Genomic DNA, 17395 nt, shown 5'->3' on the forward strand with positions numbered 1-17395 from the left:
CGCGCGCAGGTGATTCCTCGCATGCGCAGCTGCTAGCGCGCAGTCACCTCACAAGTCCATGGATCAATCAATTTCCGGACCACCTCCTTCCCTGTGTAGGAGCGACCGTACTCGGCGCAAGGGGGTGCGACAACCGATTTTCGCGCTGCGCTCAACGATCGCTGACGATCGCGGCGTCGACGAGCTCGGCCATCTCCGCGGCCAGCGCCGCCCCCGGCATCGGCCGACCGTCCAGGGTGTGCACCCGGGCGCCCAACGTGATGCTCGAAACCAGCCAAACCCCCTGCGCCGCAAACAGGTCAGCAGGACGTAGCGGCTGGAAGTCGCACTGGTAGCCGCGGTTGCGGGCGACCTCGAACAACGCCTGCTGGGTGGTGCCCCGCAGGATCGGATACCACGGCGGCGGGGTGAGCAGACAGGTGACGCCGTCCATCTCGGTGGCGATCACCACCGTGGAGCGCGGCCCCTCCAGCAGGTAGCCGTCGGTGCTGACGAAGATCACGTCCCCGGCGCCGTGCCGTTCGGCGTGCCGCAGCGCGGCCATGTTCACCGCATACGACAGTGTCTTGGCGCCGGCAAGCAGCCAGGGCAGATCGGCAGCGGTGCTGGCCATTCCGCGGTCCAGCGTGATCGCCGACACCCCGTCCCGGCGGGCGGCCGCCACCCGCTCCGGCAGCGCGGCGACGGTGACGTAGCCGGTGGGGCGGCCGGCGCCGCTCTCCCGGCCGCGGCTGTACACCAGCCGCATCACACCCTCGTCGTCGGTGCGGTCGCACCACTGGCGCACCGCGGTGGCCACCGCGGCCCGCCAGGCGGGCAGATCCGGTTCGGGCAGGTCCATCAGCCGCGCCGAACCGGTCAGCCGCGTCAGGTGGGCTTCCAGCAGACACGGCCCGCCGTCGCGGATCAGCAGGGTCTCGAAGATCCCGTCGCCGCGGACGGCGGCCAGATCGTCGGCGTACAGCAGCGGTTCGCCGGGGGCGCGCAGCTGTCCGTCCAACGTCACCACAACCGCCGGTGCATTCGCCATGGCGCATCAGCGTAGCCGCGCCGACGCCCGCGGCCGCCCGCCGCATCGACCGTAGAGTTGAGTCATGTCCGCAGTTCCCAGCCCCGAGTCGGGGCCCGACGCCGGCACCGTCTGGCATCACGGCGATCCCTTCGGTGAGCAACGCGCCGCCACCACCGAGGTGGTGGTCGTCGACCGCTCCCACCGGGCGGCGTTGACACTCACCGGCGGGGACCGCAAGAGCTGGCTGCACAGCCTGTCCACCCAGCACGTCAGCGAGCTGCCCGACGGTGCGGTGACCGAGAACCTGAGCCTGGACGCCCAGGGCCGGGTCGAGGACCACTGGATCCAGACCGAGCTGCCGGGCGTCACCCACCTCGACACCGAACCGTGGCGGGGCGAGCCGCTGCTGACCTATCTGCGCAAGATGGTGTTCTGGTCGGAGGTGACGGTCGAGCCGGCCGACCTCGGGGTGCTGTCGCTGCTCGGGCCGCGCGCCGTCGACCCGGCGTTGCTGGAAACCGTCGGCGCTCCCCCGCCGCCGGACGGGGCGGACGCCGCCCCGCTGCCCGACGGCGGTTTCGTGCGCCGGCTGCCGGGCCGGGACACCGAACTGGATCTGGTGGTGCCCCGCGCTCAGGTCGCGGACTGGCTGGACCGGCTCACCGGCGCCGGTGTGCGCCGGGCCGGGGTGTGGGCGTACGAGGCACTGCGGGTGGCCGCCGTGCGTCCCCGGCTGGGGGTGGACACCGACGAGCGCACCATCCCCCACGAGGTCGGCTGGATCGGCGCCGCGGTGCATCTGGACAAGGGCTGCTACCGCGGCCAGGAGACCGTCGCGCGGGTGCACAATCTCGGCAAGCCGCCGCGGATGCTGGCGCTGCTGCATCTCGACGGGTCCACCGAGGACCGTCCCGCCACCGGGGATCCGGTGCTGGCCGGCGGGCGCGCGGTGGGCCGGCTCGGCACCGTGATCGACCACGTCGATCTCGGCCCGATCGCGCTTGCGCTGGTCAAACGCGGCCTTCCGGCCGATACCGAGCTGGTCACCGGCGGCGCGGTGCAGATCGCGGCGAGCATCGACGCGGACTCGGTCCCGGACACCGACACCGGCGGCGCCGGACGGCGGGCGGTCGAGCGGTTACGCGGCCGCGCGCAGTGATCTGACGCCCGGGAGTGACGGGCCTGACAGCACGAAGCGAGAAGGCACGGTAGAGTGTCGGCAGGACAGAAACAAGACACGACAGATCGGAGCCGCCTGTAAAAGGCCGCTCCGTTATTGCGCGAGGGGGTCCCCCGATGGGCCGCGGCCGGGCAAAGGCAAAGCAGACCAAGGTTGCACGTGAGCTCAAGTACAGCTCACCTCAAACGGACTTCGCGAGGCTTCAGCGCGAACTGTCCGGCGCCAAGTCGGACGACATCAACGGCGACCAGTGGGATGATGACGACGACTGGCGTCGCTGATCGCTGACTCGGCGAGTCTGCTGACGGTTACTCAGAACCGCGGGTGCTGCCCGACAAGGCGCGCCCGCGGTTCGTCTTTACCGGCCTTGGTGACGGTGCCGAGAACCCAGCAGTCCAGATGCCGAGCGGTCAGGATCGCCAGCGCGCGGTCGGTGTCCTCCGGCGCGACGATGGCGACCATCCCGACGCCCATGTTGAAGGTGCGCTCCATCTCGGCCCGTTCGATGCGGCCGCGCTGGGCGATCATCGCGAACACCGGCGCCGGGGTCCACGTCCCGCGGTCGAGTTCGGCGGACAGCCCGTTGGGGATGACCCGTTCGAGGTTGCCGGCCAGTCCGCCGCCGGTGATGTGGCAGAACGTGCGCACGTTGGTCTCCGCCGCCAGCGCCAGGCAGTCCCTGGCGTAGATGCGGGTGGGTTCGAGCAGTTCCTCGCCCAGGGTGCGGCCGAACTCCTCGACGTGGCCGGCCAGGTTCATCCGGTCGATCTCCAGCAGCACCTTGCGGGCCAACGAGTAGCCGTTGGAGTGCAGCCCGGATGAGCCCATCGCGATGATGACGTCACCGGGGCGGACCCGCTCCGGCCCCAGCAGGTCGTCGGCTTCGACGATGCCGACACCGAATGCCGACAGGTCGTAGTGGTCGGGCGCCATCAGGCCGGGATGTTCGGCGGTCTCCCCGCCCAGCAGGGCGCATCCGGCCTGCACGCAGCCCTCGGCGATCCCGCTGACCAGCTCGCTGATGCGTTCCGGCACGGTACGCCCGACGGCGATGTAGTCCTGCAGGAACAGGGGTTCGGCGCCGCAGACCACCAGGTCGTCGACCACCATCGCGACCAGGTCCAGGCCCACGGTGTCGTGCTTGTCCATGGCCTGGGCCACGGCGAGCTTGGTGCCCACCCCGTCGGTCGACGAGGCCAGGATCGGCTCGCGGTAGCCGCCACGGAGTTTGAACAGACCGGCGAACCCGCCGAGACCGCCCATCACCTCCGGTCGGGACGCTCTGGAAGCCAGCGGTTTGATCAGTTCGACGGCCCGGTCACCGGCTTCGATATCCACCCCGGCCGATGCATAGGAGATGCCGTGTTGTTCGGCGCGCTCGGTCATCGTGACAAAGGCTACCCGGGCGGTTCCGCGGCCTGCTGACAGCCGTGCGAAATCGTCCGGGCCGGGTTTGCCGCGCGGCCGAAACGGTCATACCGATGCGATGCCCGACCTTCCCCGCTGCCTGGTCACCGGCGCCACCGGCTATATCGGCGGCCGGTTGATCCCCCGGCTGCTGGACCGGGGTCATCCGGTGCAGGCGATGGCCCGCAACCCCGAGAAGCTGGCCGGTGCGCCGTGGCGGGACCGCGTCGACGTGGTTCAGGGGGACCTGACCGACGGTGATTCGCTCACCGCCGCGTTCGCCGGCGTCGACGTCGTCTACTACCTGGTGCACTCGATGGGTTCGGCGGACGACTTCGCCGCCGAGGAGGCCAGATCCGCCCGGGAGGTGGTGGCCGCCGCCCGACGGACCGGGGTGCGGCGGCTGGTCTACTTGGGTGGGCTGCATCCGCCCGGCACCGGGCTGTCGACACATCTGGAGTCGCGGGTCGAGGTCGGCGACATCCTGTTGGACTCCGGCATCGAGACCGTGGTGCTGCAGGCCGGCATCGTGATCGGGTCGGGGTCGGCGTCGTTCGAGATGATCCGCCACCTCACCGACCGGCTGCCGGTGATGACCACCCCGAAGTGGGTGCGCAACCGGATCCAGCCGATCGCGGTCGATGACGTGCTGCACTATCTGGCCGAGGCCGCGACCGCGGCGGTGCCCGGCTCGCGGGCCTGGGATGTGGGCGGGCCGGATGTGCTCGAGTACGGCGAGGCGATCCAGGTCTATGCCGAGGAGGCCGGGCGGCGCCGTCGCGTCATCGTGCCGCTGCCCTGGCTCACCCCGCGCATCGCCAGCTGGTGGGTGGGCCTGGTGACGCCGCTGCCGCCCGGGCTGGCGCAGCCGCTGGTGGAGTCGCTGGAGTGCGATGCGGTGATGGCCGACCATGATGTCGACACCGTCATCGCACCGCCGGCCGGCGGGTTGACCGGCTACCGCGATGCGGTGCGCCGGGCGTTGCGGCACGGGCCGCTGCCGAGCGATCCGCCGTGGGCCGGTCCCTCGTCGTGGGGCGATCTGGTGCGGCGGCGCGGCGCCTGAGCCGTTTCGGCGCGCGATTTCTGCAGCCAGGGTCGTGATCGCGCGCGGGCCACAGCCCTGGTGCAGAACGCGGACGCCGGGACTAGGGGCGGCGCACCGCCGAGACGTTGTCGTTCTCGGCCTGCAGCGGTAGGCCGCTGCGGGCCGCGCTCGCGAGCATGTGCTCGACCACGTTCTTGCCCAGCGCGGTCTCCCCCGGCAGTTCGATCGGGTAGTCGCCGTCGAAGCAGGCGCTGCACAACCGCGACGCCGGCTGCTCGGTCGCCGCGATCATGCCCTGCTGGGAGATGTAGCCGAGGGTGTCGGCGCCGATCGCGCTGCGCACGGATTCCAGCATCTCCGGTCCGCTGTCGTCGTCGCTGGTGGCGTTGGCGATCAGCTCGGCCGGGGTCGCGAAGTCGATGCCGTAGAAGCACGGCCATTTCACCGGCGGGGAGGCGATCCGCACGTGCACCTCGACGGCGCCGGCCTCGCGCAGCATCCGAACCAGCGCGCGCTGGGTGTTGCCGCGCACGATCGAGTCGTCGACGACGATCAGCCGTTTGCCGCGGATCACCTCGCGCAGCGGGTTGAGTTTGAGCCGGATGCCGAGCTGGCGGATGGTCTGCGACGGCTGGATGAAGGTGCGGCCCACATAGGCGTTCTTGGTGAGTCCCTGCCCGAACGGGATGCCGGACTCCTGGGCGTAGCCGACCGCGGCGGGGGTGCCGGACTCCGGCACGCCGATCACCAGGTCGGCGTCGACGGGTTTCTCCCGGGCCAGCTGGCGCCCGATGTCCACCCGCGCCTTGTGCACCGAACGCCCGGCGATGATGCTGTCCGGGCGGGCCAGGTACACGTACTCGAAGACACAGCCCTTCGGCGTGGGCGCGGCGAACCGGCTGGACCGTACCCCGTCGGCGTCGATGGCCAGCAGTTCACCGGGTTCGATGTCACGCACGAACGAGGCGCCGACGATGTCCAGCGCCGCGGTCTCCGACGCCACCACCCAGCCCCGGTCCAGCCGGCCCAGCGACAACGGCCGCACGCCGTACGGGTCGCGCGCCGCGTACAGGGTGTTCTCGTCCATGAAGGTCAGGCAGAACGCGCCGCGCACCGTCGCCAGCAGTTCGAGCGCCGCCTGTTCCAGGGTGGCGTCGGCGGCGCCGTGCGCGAGCAGCGCGCCGAGGATGTCGGAGTCCGTGGTGGCGGACGCGCCGGCGCGGTTGTTGATCAAACCGAGTTCGCGGGCCCGGTCGGTCAGCTCGGTGGTGTTGACCAGGTTCCCGTTGTGCCCCAGCGCGACACCGGTGCCGGCCGCGGTGTTGCGGAAGACCGGCTGGGCATTCTCCCAGGTGGTGGATCCGGTGGTGGAGTACCGGCAGTGCCCGATCGCCACGTGGCCGTGCATCGCGGCCAGCGTCGGTTCGTCGAACACCTGGCTGACCAACCCGAGGTCCTTGAACACCAGCACCTGGGAGCCGTCGGCGACGGCGATGCCGGCGGCTTCCTGGCCGCGGTGTTGTAGCGCATACAACCCGTAGTAGGTGAGTTTGGCCACATCCTCGCCGGGGGCCCAGACCCCGAATACGCCGCACTCTTCTCGAGGTTCACGTTCCGTGTGCTCGCCGATCACGATAGGGCTGCTCCAGGGGCCGGGTCTGACGCCCCAAGTCTACGGCCATGGCGCGGTGGAAAAGGAATTGACAGCGATGTGACGGGTGGTGATACCAAGCGGGACGTGAAAACCGCCGATGACGTCCAGCCGTGGAATCCGCTCACCCGCGTGGCCTTCCGCTTCTGTTTCCTGTACTTCGGCCTGTTCTGCCTGTGGTTCGCGCAGATCACGTTCGCGTTCACCGGCCTGGTCGCGCCGATGCTGCCGCAGCGCGCGGTGCTGTGGCAGATGGTGGTGCTGGAACCGGTCGCCCGGTGGGTGGGACGGCAGGTGTTCGGCGCCGACGTCAGCCTGCATCTGGATTCCGGTAGCGGGGATCAGGCCGTCATCTGGGTGATGGCGTTCTGCGGGCTGGTGGTCGCAGTGGCGGGCACTGTGGTGTGGAGCGTGCTCGACCGCCGGCGCACCGAGTACCGGCGGCTGCACGCCTGGTTCCTGACGTTCCTGCGGATCTGCGTCGGCGGGCAGATGATGTTCTACGGGATGGCGAAGGTCATTCCCAGCCAGATGCCGGCGCCCTCGCTCACCTCGCTGCTGCAGCCGTTCGGCGAGTTCAGCCCGATGGCGGTGTTGTGGCTGCAGGTGGGCAGCTCGTATCCGTACGAGATCCTGCTCGGAGCGGTGGAGTTGCTCGCCGGGATCCTGCTGTTCATCCCCCGCACGGCGACGTTGGGCGCGCTGGTCGGCCTGGTCAGCATGGTGCAGGTGTTCGTGCTGAACCTGACCTTCGACGTCCCGGTCAAGATCCTGTCGTCGCATCTGCTGCTGATGACCCTGGTGCTGTTGGCTCCGCAGGCCCGCAGGCTGGCGAATGTGCTGGTGCTGGAACGGCCGGCCGATCCGGTGGTGACGCCCCGGCTGTTCGAGTCCGCGCGGCCCAACCGGATCGCCGCGGCCGTGCAGGTGGCGCTCGGGGTGTGGGTGCTGGCCGGGTGTGTGACCATCGGGGTCAACGGGTGGTTCGAGTTCGGCGGTGGCCGTCCCAAACCGGAGCTGTACGGGATCTGGCAGGTGACCGACTCCGCCGGTGGACCGGCGTGGCGGCGGGTGGTGGTCGAGGAGCCGGATGTGCTGACGTATCAGTCGGTGTCGGGCGAGCTGGAGACCGTGGACCTGACCACCGAGCCGGGGTCGACCTTCACCTTCCACCGGACGGCACCGGACCGGCTGGAGTTGACCGGCCGGTGGGACAGCGGGTCGTTCACGATGACGCTCGAGCGGGTCGACCTGTCCGAATTCCCTTTGCTGGGGCGGGGTTTCAACTGGGTGCAGGAGTATCCGTACTTCGGCTGACCGGCAACCAGTCGGCAATCTCCCCGGCGCGGACCCCGGACAGCTGCAACGTTCCGGCGGCCACCGCGTCGGTGACGGTGAGCAGCCCGGTGGCCAGCCGCAGCCAGGTGCGCGGATCGGTCTCCACCACATTCGGTGGATTCCCCCGGTTGTGCCTGGTGCCTGAGATGCATTGCACCGCGACGAATGGCGGGATGCGCACCTCCACACTGGCGCCGGGAGCCAGGGCGGCGAGGGTGCGGGCGGTCATCCGCACCGCGGCGCCGATGTCGGCGCGAGGCGGTTCGGGGTGGTCGTCGTCGCGCAGCCAGGCGCCGACGGCGGCCACCGCGGCCTGCGTCCGGGTCGGGTCGGGGCGTCGGGGAGCCATGTCAGCTCCCCCGGGCCGCCCGGCGGCGCTGCACCGCGATCGCGATCAGCGCGCCGGCTTCGTTGACGGCCAGGTGCGCCAGCATCGGTGCGAGCAGGCTGCCGGTCCGTGCCCGCAACCAGTCGAACACCCAGCCCGCCACCCCGGTGACCAGCACCGTGCCCCACACCGGCTCGCCGGCGGCGCGGGCGTCGGCGATGTGGGACAGCCCGAACACCGCCGACTGCACCAGCCGGCCGGCGGTCGGCCCGAAGGCGGCGCGGCTGGCGGTGGACAGCGCCCCGCGGAACGCGACCTCCTCCGCCCACACCGTGCCGAGCGGGATGTCGACCAGACCCCACCGCCAGGCCGGGTCCGGCAGTTCGCGGGCGGCCATCGCCTGCCGGACGGCGGGGACCGCGGTGGTGGCGGCGACGGCCCCGGCCACCGTCGCCCCGGCGGCCGAACCGAGTCGCAGACCCGACCACACGTGCGGCGGCCGCAACCCCATCCGCGGGCGCAGCAGCGCGGCCAACCCGGCGCCGAGCGCGGCCTGGGTGGCCCAGTGCTGCAACCATCTCCGGGTGGCGGTGCCGCCTGCGCCGCGGAAACTCCAGCCGAGGAGCGCAGCGGCCAGCGCGGTCGCGGTCACGACGGCGCGGGTTCGTCCGGTGTTCGGTTCCGTGGTGCCTGTGGTGTGTGCGTTCATTCGAATTCGGGGCTGCCGGAGGCCATGGCCTGTTGCATCGACCGGCGGATCCGTTCGGTGTCGGCGGCGGTCCAGCCGTCCGGGGCGATCACCGCGACCCAGCCGTCGAGTTGGGTGTCGCTGTAATTGTGCCCGTGTCCGGGCGGCATGGCCGCCGCGTTGAAGATGTCGAACCCGACCTGCCAGAACGTCACGATCGGGTACCAGCGCATGGCTGTGGTGCGGTCGTATCCGGGCGGTTCCACCAGCCAGTCCGGGCGTTCGAACAGCAGGTCCGGCGACCACCACGTCACCGGATCGGATGGGTGCTGCAGGAACAGCACCCGGGTGCCCTCCCACGGCGCGGCGGTGTCGGCGGCCACCTGCTCGGGGTTCGCCGCCTCGGAGAACCGCACCGTGCGCCCGTTGTCGTAGCGCGGCGCCACCTGCGGGGTGCCGGGATCACGGCGGGCGGTCACCGCCCGCCACAGCGGGCTGGCGTTGGGCGGGCCCACCCACAGCACCGCGGAGAACTCCATCTGCACGATGTCGGGAAGGTATTCGAACGCGGCCTGGCCGGCCATCGAGCCCAGGCTCTCGCCGTAGAGCACCAGCTTCGGGCGGCGGTTCTCGGGCCACTGCGACCAGCGTTCGTGGATCGCGTGCACCATCGCCCGTCCGGCGTCCATCGAGGTCTGCTGGTCGGCGACGAACGAGATCCAGCTGGGCAGATACGAATACTGCATGGCCACCAGCGCGGTGTCGCCGTTGTACATCGATTCGATCGCCCGCGCGGCCACCGGATCCACCCAGCCGGTGCCGGTGGTGGGGATGATGACCAGCAGTTGGCGGTCCTGCACGCGGGTGCGCTGCATCTCGCTGAGCAGCACATCGAGCCGGCCCTGGGTGGTGTCGGCGGTGGCCAGCCCGGCGTAGAGGCGGATCGGCTCCTTGGCGGGGCGGCCGTTGAGCGCGGTGAGCTCAGCGGCGTCCGGCCCGGTGCCGACGAAGTTTCGGCCCTGATAGCCCAGGGTGTCCCACGGCGCGAACGACTCCGGGCTGCCGGACCGTTCCGGCACGGTCGGCTGTTCCACCCCGGCCTGGGTGCTGGCGTTCTGCGGCTGGAACACGCGGCCGGCCCCGGCGATGAAACCACGCAGCAGCACCCCGTTGATGAGCGTGATCAACAGCACCACCACCACTGCGGTGCCGATGAAGAAGGCGATCTCGTCGTTGACGTGCCACCGTCGGATCTGCCACTGCGCCAACGCTCTGATCAGCTCGAGCAGCAGCCGCGACACCCCGATCAGGGCGGCGGCGACAAGCACCGCGACGACCAGTGTGCGCAGGTAGCCCAGGGTGGTGGGGCCGGTCATCCCCATCAGTTCGGACACCTGCCGCTGCCACGCGGCCGCCTGGATCAGCATCAACATACCGACCGTCACCGACACCGCGACGACCGCGGTCTGGGCCAGGTACCGCACCCGTTTCGACGGTGGCCACCAGTGCCGCTGGCGCAGCGCGAAGCGGTGGCCGATCTTCCCGACGAGCACCCCGAGGCCGTAGCCGATGGTGGCGTTGATGCCGCAGATCAGTCCCTGGAACATCCAGTCCCGCGGCAGCAGCGACGGGGTGAGCGACAGGCAGAAGAACAGCGTCGCGAACGCCACCCCGACGAAGTCCAGCCGCACCATCGACCACGCCCACCGCGCTGCCCACTGCAACCCGGGGACGGGGCGGTGATCCACCGCCTCGGCGGTGACGGTCACCCGAAATACCTGGGCAGCACGCTTTCCGACGTACTCCGCAGCTCCTCCAGTGTGACCGTGAACAGTCCCTGCACCTCGACGGTGGATGGTTCGCCCTCCGGACCGGGGTCGACCACCCCGATGCGGGTGGCCGGCAGCTGCCGGGCCTCACACATCGAACGGAACCGGCTCTCCTCGGTGCGGGGCACCGCGACCAGCGCCCGTCCGGCGGACTCGGAGAACAGGAAGATGAACGGGCCGGTGCCGTCCGCGAACTCCTCGGGGATCACCAGACGGCAACCGGTCTCGCCGGCCAGCGCGGATTCGACGACGGCCTGGATCAGCCCGCCCTCGCTGAGGTCGTGGGCCGCCGACACCAGCCCGTCCCGGGAGGCGGCGACGAGCACCTCGGAGAGCAGTTTCTCGCGGGCGAAGTCGACCCGCGGCGGCCGTCCACCGAGGTGGTCGGCGGTGACCTGGGCCCAGATGGAGCCGTCGAACTCGTCGTGGGTGTCGCCGAGCAGCCACAGCGTCTCGCCGGGTTCGGCGCCGAATCCGGTGGGGATGCGGCGGTGCACATCGTCGATGACGCCGAGCACCCCGACGACCGGGGTGGGCAGGATCGGGGTGGATCCGGTCTGGTTGTAGAAGCTGACGTTGCCGCCGGTGACCGGGATGCCCAGCGCCGCACAGCCGTCGGCCAGCCCGCGGACGGCCTCGGCGAACTGCCACATCACGTCCGGGTCCTCCGGGGAGCCGAAGTTGAGGCAGTTGGTCACCGCGAGCGGGGTGGCTCCGGTGACCGACACGTTGCGGTAGGCCTCGGCCAGCGCCAGCTGCGCCCCGGTGTAGGGGTCCAGGGCGGTGTAGCGACCGGACGCGTCGGTGGAGATCGCGATCCCGCGCCCGGTGGTCTCGTCGACGCGGATCATGCCGGCATCGGCGTTCTCGGCCAGCACGGTGTTGCCGCGGACGTAGCGGTCGTACTGTTCGGTGATGAAGGCCCGGCTGCACAGGTGCGGGCTGCCGAGCAGCTTGAGCAGGGTCTCGCGGAGTTCGTCGCCGGTCTGCGGGCGGGGCAGCTTCGCCGAGGTGTCGGCGTTGAGCGCGTCCTGGCTTTCCGGCCGGGCGTAGGGACGTTGGTAGACGGGGCCTTCGTCAGCGACCGTGCGCGGCGGCACGTCGACCACGGTCTGCCCCTGGTAGGTGATCACCAGCCGGTCGCCGTCGGTGACCTCACCGATGACGGTGGCGGGCACCTCCCACTTGCGGCACACCGCGAGGAACGCCTCCACGTTCTCCGGTTTCACCACCGCGCACATGCGTTCCTGGGATTCGCTGGACAGGATCTCCGCGGGCGTCATGTTCGGTGTCCGCAGCGGCACCCGGTCCAGCTCGACCCACATGCCGCCGTCACCGGCGGAGGCCAATTCGGAGGTGGCGCAGGCCAAACCGGCTCCGCCGAGGTCCTGGATGCCGACCACCAGGTCGTTGGCGTACAGCTCCAGGCAGCACTCGATGAGCACCTTCTCCAGGAACGGGTCACCGACCTGGACACTGGGCAGCTTCTTGCGGCTCGCCCCCTTGCCGGCGGCGGCCGCGCTGTCCTCGAAGGTCTCCGAGGCCAGCACCGACACCCCGCCGATCCCGTCCAGGCCGGTGCGGGCGCCGAACAGGATGATCTTGTTGCCGGTGCCCGACGCGAACGCCAGGTGCAGGTCCTCCTTGCGCAGCACCCCCACACACAGGGCGTTGACCAGCGGATTACCCGCGTATGAGGCGTCGAACACGGTTTCGCCGCCGATGTTGGGCAGTCCCAGCGAGTTACCGTAGCCGCTGATGCCGCGCACCACGCCGTCGAAGACGCGACGGGTGTCGGGGGCGTCGACCGGGCCGAACCGCAGCTGGTCCATCACCGCGACCGGGCGGGCGCCCATGGCGAGAATGTCGCGGACGATTCCACCGACGCCGGTGGCGGCGCCCTGGTAGGGCTCGATGTAGCTCGGCGAGTTGTGCGATTCGACCTTGAACGTCGCCGCCCAGCCGTCGCCGATGTCCACCACTCCGGCGTTCTCGCCGATCCCGGCGAGCATCACGGCCTTCATCTCCTCGGTGGTGGTCTCGCCGAAGTAGCGCAGATGGACCTTCGACGACTTGTAGGAGCAGTGCTCGCTCCACATCACCGAGTACATCGCGAGTTCCGCGTCGGTGGGCCGCCGGCCGAGGATTTCGCGGACGCGCTCGTATTCGTCGTCCTTGAGGCCGAGTTCGCGATAGGGCTGCGGTTGATCCGGCGTTTGGGCTGCGCGTTCGACGGTGTCAACCTCGCCAATGAGCTCCGACGTCACGGCAGCCAGTGTATTCGTTCAGCCAGAACAGTCCCGCCGCGCAGCGGATGGCCGTAGGTCGCCGGAGGGCGGCGGGCGGGTGGACAGTGACCGGCACCACAGCGATGCGCGCGAAGGGCAGGAACTACAACCTGATCTGGTTCACCGCGCAGCGTCTCGAGAACGCGCCCAGCGGAGCCCCCTGCCCGTCGCGCGGGCAGGGGGCTCCGTGCTGCCGGGGGCCTGTCCTAGCCGGCGTCCTCGCTCGTCGGCTTCCCGGTACCGGTCTCTCCGGTCGCGGCGGGCGCCGGCTTCCTGGGCTGCGGTTTCTTGTCCAGACCGGTGAAGGCCGCGGTCATCCGCTGCCCGGCCCGGGTCAGCCGCTCACCGGCGTTCTGGACCGCCTTGCCGAACTGGCGGGCCACTGGCGTGTCCGGCTTGGTCACGGGTCGTTTCCCGGGCGTGCGACCGTTGCCGACCCGGGCGTCGGACGGGATCGGTTCAGCCTCGGCGGTGTCGAGTTTCTCCTCGGCGGTTTTCTCCGGGGCGTTCGCCTGCGGTTCGGGGGCGGGCGGCTCGCCTGCGCCCTTGGCGTTCTCGTCGCCCGCGTCACCGCCGGCGGGCGGTTCGCCCTGCTCCGGCGGGGTGGACAACGTCAGTTGCGTGCCGGTGGCACGCTGACGTTCGCCGAACGGCAATGCGGCGGCCGGGGTGCCGGAGGCGGTGGACTCGGGCTGCGGTGCGGCCCGGTCGGCCGGCGGCGTGAAGCTCTGGCTTGTCCGGTCGGTGAGGGTGACGACGTCATCGACGTCGACACCCTCCAGGACATCGTCGAGGAAGTCGCCCAGACCCGGGATGCCGTCGAGCAGCCCGCCGAGGTCGCCCACTCCGAGCAGGCCGGCGAGCAGCTGCAGGGGGTTCGGTCCCGCCGCCGGGCCCCTGACACCGGGAATGCCTCCGTCGAAGAAGGCGCTTTCGACGCCGGCCGCCAGCGCGGTGAAGAGGTCCTCGGGCACGCGAGTCCAGTCGATGTTCTCCGGGACACTGAGGAACGGCGCGTACTCGCCGCCGAAGTTGCCGGAGAAGTCCCGCGGGTACGGGTCCAGCGGGTCGGTGATGTCCTGGGTGACATTGGTGTAGCCCAGGTTGACCAGAAGCTTCAGCGCCGGTTCGATCGCGTCGGCGAACGGGTTGGTGAACCCGAACGCCCCGCCGGTGAAGAGATTGGCGATGTCGGCCGGATACCGCAAGGGCTCCAGGAGCGGCAGCGCGTTCTGCTCGATGGTGAGGTAGGTGTTGGTGGCGAAGTAGTCATCCGGAATCTCCATGCCCAGCGCACCTTCCACGACAGAGCCCAACAAACCGAGCAAGTCTCCGCGCACGTCCAGTTCGAACGGACCAACGTCGGGTACGGAGAAGGCGGGAGATAGTACACATCCAAACGCGCCGCATGGCACGTTCAGCACATCGACGCCGGCGATCTCGAGATCGCTCGGGATAGACCCGACGAAGCCGTAAGCGACATTGCCCGCGATCCCGGGCAGTGCCGCGCCGAGAATCTGGGCGATCATTTCGGGTAGCCCGGCTTCCGAGCCACGCAGGATATAGGTCGGAAAGAGCAGTGCCGCTTTGTTGTTTGCGAGGGTGAACGGATTCGGCCACGCAGCGAAGTCCGACAGCGGATCGTATTCCACCGTGGCGTCGACCTTGTTCGGCACGAGCCTGGCGCCCAAGTCTTGGAAAACCTCGAACTCCGGTGTCACCGTGTTGATTCCGAAGATGCGAAAGATCGGTGCGAAGCGGGCGGCGATACCGCCGTCGGCACGCCCCGGGTTGCGGAGCAGAATCATGGTGAGGATGGTCAGGCTGCGACCCTCTTCAGCGCCTTCGGCGGTGCCTCCCGGCTGGTCCGACAGATCCGCCACCACCCGGTCCCACGCCATGCCGGCAGTGAGGGAGCCGAGGCCGAACCCGAGCACGATGGGCACTCGCAGATTCGGGAGGCCGATAGGGAACGAGTCGGGACCGCAATCCACCTGATCGCACAGCGAATTGGCTGCACGAAGCGACCGTATGCCCAGATTGTAGGGACTCTGAGCCAACGCTGCGGTGAGCAGAAGTGTAACCGGACTGGGTAGCGAAACACCCAGATCCAGCGGCAGATACGGTGTCCCGTTGACCTGCTCCGCGATCGCACTCGGAAAAACCGGTACCCAGAACGGATTCAGGCCGAGAATTCCGAGCGCTCCGAACGGAGGGCCCGTCGTGACGACATTGACCCCGGGGACATCGAGCGGGAGTTCAAGCAGATCCCCGAGACCCGGCGGGTTCAGCCCGAGCGCCCGGAACAGGGCGCCGAAGTCGATGCCGCCGATGAGGTCGGCGACATCCCCGCTGTCGATCAACGACAGGGCTCGGCTGGGATCGAGGCTGGAGAAGTCCTCGAGAAGCCCGCTGAGTTCCCTTGGCAGTACTGCGGGTAACTCATCGCCACCAGCGAGAAGGCCGCTGAGTTGAGCCAAGCCGTTGACCAACTCGATGCTGCGCTCGGTCGCAGCGGCCTCCCTCGCGGATGCGGCGAGCGCCCCCGCCGACGGCGCCGACAACCCGAGCGCCACAGCGATCGCCGTCGCTGCCGCCCCACCCGCGACCGCCGCTCTCGTCATGACGGTGCGCGCGGCCTCATCCCCCTGCTTTGTCAATGCCCTTCCCTTCCAGCACCTTTCAGTTACCGGAAGAGAGCCAACTAGATCGTCCTGGTTTTAGCCCGCGTACCTGGGAGTAACCTGGGCGGTCGTTCTGTTTACAACTATTTCGTTCGCAATTACGTTGCCTAGCTGCATGTTCAAGATCTGCGTCGGCGTTATCAAGATCAATTTGGTTGTTTGCCTATGCAACTGAATCGCGTCCCCGGGGTGCTGATCGCCGGCGTTTTCGCAATTTATTGCAGCGTAGTAAATTTCATGACTCCGCCGGCACAAATCCCGGCCGGTGAGAGCTCGTCCCGCGCTTCGGACAGGTCAGCCGGATATGCAGAACGCGTTGCCGTCCGGGTCGGTCAGCACGATCCACCGGAAATCCTCGATGGCGTGCCGCGCGACCTCCGACGCACCGGCGGCGGTCAGACGCGCGACGGCGCCTTCCGGGTCATCGGTGTGAAAGTCCAGATGGATCCGGTTCTTTCCCGGCGTCGGATCGGGCACGCGCTGGAACGCCAGCCGCGGACCCTCCCCACAGTCCACGACGAGAAACTCGCCGGGCATCAGCGCGTGCACCTCACCGCCGGTCTGTTCGGCCCACCACCGCGCAAGCGGCGCCGGGTCGACACAGTCGAACGTGACGTTCTCGATCCGAAGCGATGCCATGCGGGCAGCGTATTTCAGGCCGGCGACAGAAACGCCCGTAACGCCGCGGAGTAGGAGGTCACATCCGCGGCGCCCATCAGCTCTCGTGCCGAATGCATCGCCAACTGCGGGGCTCCCACATCGACGGTGGGGATGCCGGTGCGGGCCGAGGTCATCGGGCCGATCGTCGACCCGCACGGCAGATCCGCCCGGTGCTCATAGCGCTGCAGCGGCACCCCGGCCTGCTGGCAGGCCAGTGCGAACGCCGCGGCGGTGCGTCCGTCGGTGGCGTAGCGCAGGTTCGGCTGCACCTTGAGCACGGGCCCGCCGTTCACCTCGATGAGGTGGCCGGGTTCGTGCCGGTCGGGGTAGTTCGGGTGGGTGGCGTGGGCCATGTCGCCGGAGGCGACCATCGAGCCCGGCAGGCGGCGCAGGAAGTCCTCGCGGGTGCCGCCGGCCGCCAGGGTGATGCGTTCCAGCACGGTCAACAGCAGCTCGGACTGGGCGCCGGCGTCGGAGGTGGATCCGACCTCCTCGTGATCGAACAGCGCCAGCACCGGCAGATGGTCACCGGGTTCGACGGAAAGAAGCGCCTCCAACCCGGCGTAGCAGCTGGCCTGGTTGTCCAGCCGCGGGGCGCTGATCAGATCCCGATCCGAACCGATCAGCTGGGACGGCGCCAGATCGTGGGTCATCAGGTCGAACCCCAGCACATCGGCGGCGGCGACACCGGCGTGGTCGGCCACATGGTCGAGGAAGGCACGGTCGCGGTCCGCCACCCCCCAGACCGCGTTGACGTGCTGTTGCGGGTTGAGCGTGACCGATTTGCGGTCCTCGGCGAGGTGGATGGCCAGTTGCGGCACCCGCAGCACCGGCTCGTCGATGCGGATCAGCCGGTGTTCCAGACCGCTGCCGCTGCGCACCGACAGTCGTCCGGACAGCCCGAGGTCGCGGTCGAGCCAGGAGTTCAGCCACACGCCGCCGTACGGCTGCAGCGCGACGACGCGCCAGCCGGCCACGAACCGGTCCGGATGTTCCTTCACCCGCAGGTTCGGGCTGTCGGTGTGGGCGCCGACGATCCGGAAGCCGGCGCCGGTGTCCGCGGTGGTGCGCCATGCGATCAGCGAGCCGGCGCGCACCGTGAAGTAGTCGCCCGCGGCGCCGGGCCAGGGGTCGCGTTCGAGCAGCTCGACGAAGCCCGCGGCGCGGAGCCGGTCCGCCACGGTCGCGCAGACGTGGTAGGGCGACGGCGACGCGTCGATGAACTCACAGAGACCTTCGGCACTTGCGGACATATCAACCATCATCGCCGACGGCCGGACGC

The 17395-nt window shown here is 69.7% G+C and carries 14 protein-coding genes; 4 read left to right on the top strand and 10 right to left on the bottom strand.

Going from position 1 to position 17395, the window contains the following annotated elements:
- Nucleotides 1-151 precede the first annotated feature (151 nt).
- Entirely contained in the window at nucleotides 152-1030 is an 879-nt protein-coding gene (locus CKW28_RS19605; RefSeq protein ID WP_003926232.1) for an aminodeoxychorismate lyase, read from the bottom strand.
- A 64-nt stretch (nucleotides 1031-1094) separates the two neighbouring features.
- Between CKW28_RS19605 and ygfZ the strand changes: the two genes are divergently transcribed.
- Nucleotides 1095-2171: a CAF17-like 4Fe-4S cluster assembly/insertion protein YgfZ gene (ygfZ, locus tag CKW28_RS19610; protein WP_003926233.1), complete on the top strand. Its 1077-nt coding sequence runs from the start codon at nucleotides 1095-1097 to the stop codon at nucleotides 2169-2171.
- 137 nt (nucleotides 2172-2308) lie between these two features.
- Entirely contained in the window at nucleotides 2309-2473 is a 165-nt protein-coding gene (locus CKW28_RS19615; RefSeq protein ID WP_003926234.1) for a DUF3073 domain-containing protein, read from the top strand.
- A gap of 31 nt (nucleotides 2474-2504) precedes the next feature.
- Here the strand turns inward: CKW28_RS19615 and purM are convergent, their stop codons facing one another.
- A complete protein-coding gene (gene purM, locus CKW28_RS19620; RefSeq protein WP_003926235.1) occupies nucleotides 2505-3578 on the bottom strand; it encodes a phosphoribosylformylglycinamidine cyclo-ligase in 1074 nt (357 codons plus the stop codon).
- Between the two features lie 100 nt (nucleotides 3579-3678).
- On the opposite strand from purM, the gene CKW28_RS19625 reads away from it, so the two are divergent.
- Nucleotides 3679-4665 carry an NAD(P)H-binding protein gene (locus CKW28_RS19625; RefSeq protein ID WP_003926236.1) on the top strand — a complete coding sequence of 329 codons (987 nt, stop codon included), beginning with the start codon at nucleotides 3679-3681 and terminating at the stop codon, nucleotides 4663-4665.
- 82 nt (nucleotides 4666-4747) lie between these two features.
- Here the strand turns inward: CKW28_RS19625 and purF are convergent, their stop codons facing one another.
- Entirely contained in the window at nucleotides 4748-6277 is a 1530-nt protein-coding gene (gene purF, locus CKW28_RS19630; protein WP_435405803.1) for an amidophosphoribosyltransferase, read from the bottom strand.
- A gap of 108 nt (nucleotides 6278-6385) precedes the next feature.
- Between purF and CKW28_RS19635 the strand changes: the two genes are divergently transcribed.
- On the top strand, nucleotides 6386-7615 hold the full coding sequence (locus tag CKW28_RS19635) for a hypothetical protein (RefSeq protein WP_003926238.1): 1230 nt from the start codon (nucleotides 6386-6388) through the stop codon (nucleotides 7613-7615).
- Here the strand turns inward: CKW28_RS19635 and CKW28_RS19640 are convergent.
- The 7 genes from CKW28_RS19640 to CKW28_RS19670 form a co-directional block, all read right to left on the bottom strand.
- The gene (locus CKW28_RS19640) at nucleotides 7581-7985 is read right to left on the bottom strand and encodes a sterol carrier family protein (protein ID WP_040547160.1); all 405 of its coding nucleotides are present in this window, start codon (nucleotides 7983-7985) and stop codon (nucleotides 7581-7583) included. The genes CKW28_RS19635 and CKW28_RS19640 overlap by 35 nt on opposite strands.
- A 1-nt stretch (nucleotide 7986) precedes the next feature.
- On the bottom strand, nucleotides 7987-8673 hold the full coding sequence (locus CKW28_RS19645; protein ID WP_003926240.1) for an Rv0804 family intramembrane glutamic endopeptidase: 687 nt from the start codon (nucleotides 8671-8673) through the stop codon (nucleotides 7987-7989).
- Nucleotides 8670-10346 carry an alpha/beta hydrolase gene (locus tag CKW28_RS19650; protein ID WP_050812046.1) on the bottom strand — a complete coding sequence of 559 codons (1677 nt, stop codon included), beginning with the start codon at nucleotides 10344-10346 and terminating at the stop codon, nucleotides 8670-8672. Before CKW28_RS19650 ends, CKW28_RS19645 begins: the two co-directional genes overlap by 4 nt.
- Before the next feature lie 71 nt (nucleotides 10347-10417).
- Entirely contained in the window at nucleotides 10418-12748 is a 2331-nt protein-coding gene (gene purL, locus CKW28_RS19655; protein WP_003926242.1) for a phosphoribosylformylglycinamidine synthase subunit PurL, read from the bottom strand.
- 227 nt (nucleotides 12749-12975) lie between these two features.
- Nucleotides 12976-15429 (bottom strand): alpha/beta hydrolase family protein, encoded by a 2454-nt coding sequence (locus CKW28_RS24235; protein ID WP_234784962.1) that lies wholly within the window; start codon nucleotides 15427-15429, stop codon nucleotides 12976-12978.
- A gap of 318 nt (nucleotides 15430-15747) precedes the next feature.
- The gene (locus CKW28_RS19665; protein ID WP_003926244.1) at nucleotides 15748-16092 is read right to left on the bottom strand and encodes a VOC family protein; all 345 of its coding nucleotides are present in this window, start codon (nucleotides 16090-16092) and stop codon (nucleotides 15748-15750) included.
- A 14-nt stretch (nucleotides 16093-16106) separates the two neighbouring features.
- Complete coding sequence (locus tag CKW28_RS19670) at nucleotides 16107-17366, bottom strand: M18 family aminopeptidase (protein ID WP_003926245.1); 1260 nt, start codon at nucleotides 17364-17366, stop codon at nucleotides 16107-16109.
- Nucleotides 17367-17395: the final 29 nt, after the last annotated feature.

It is taken from the genome of Mycolicibacterium thermoresistibile (assembly GCF_900187065.1).
GTDB lineage: Bacteria > Actinomycetota > Actinomycetes > Mycobacteriales > Mycobacteriaceae > Mycobacterium > Mycobacterium thermoresistibile.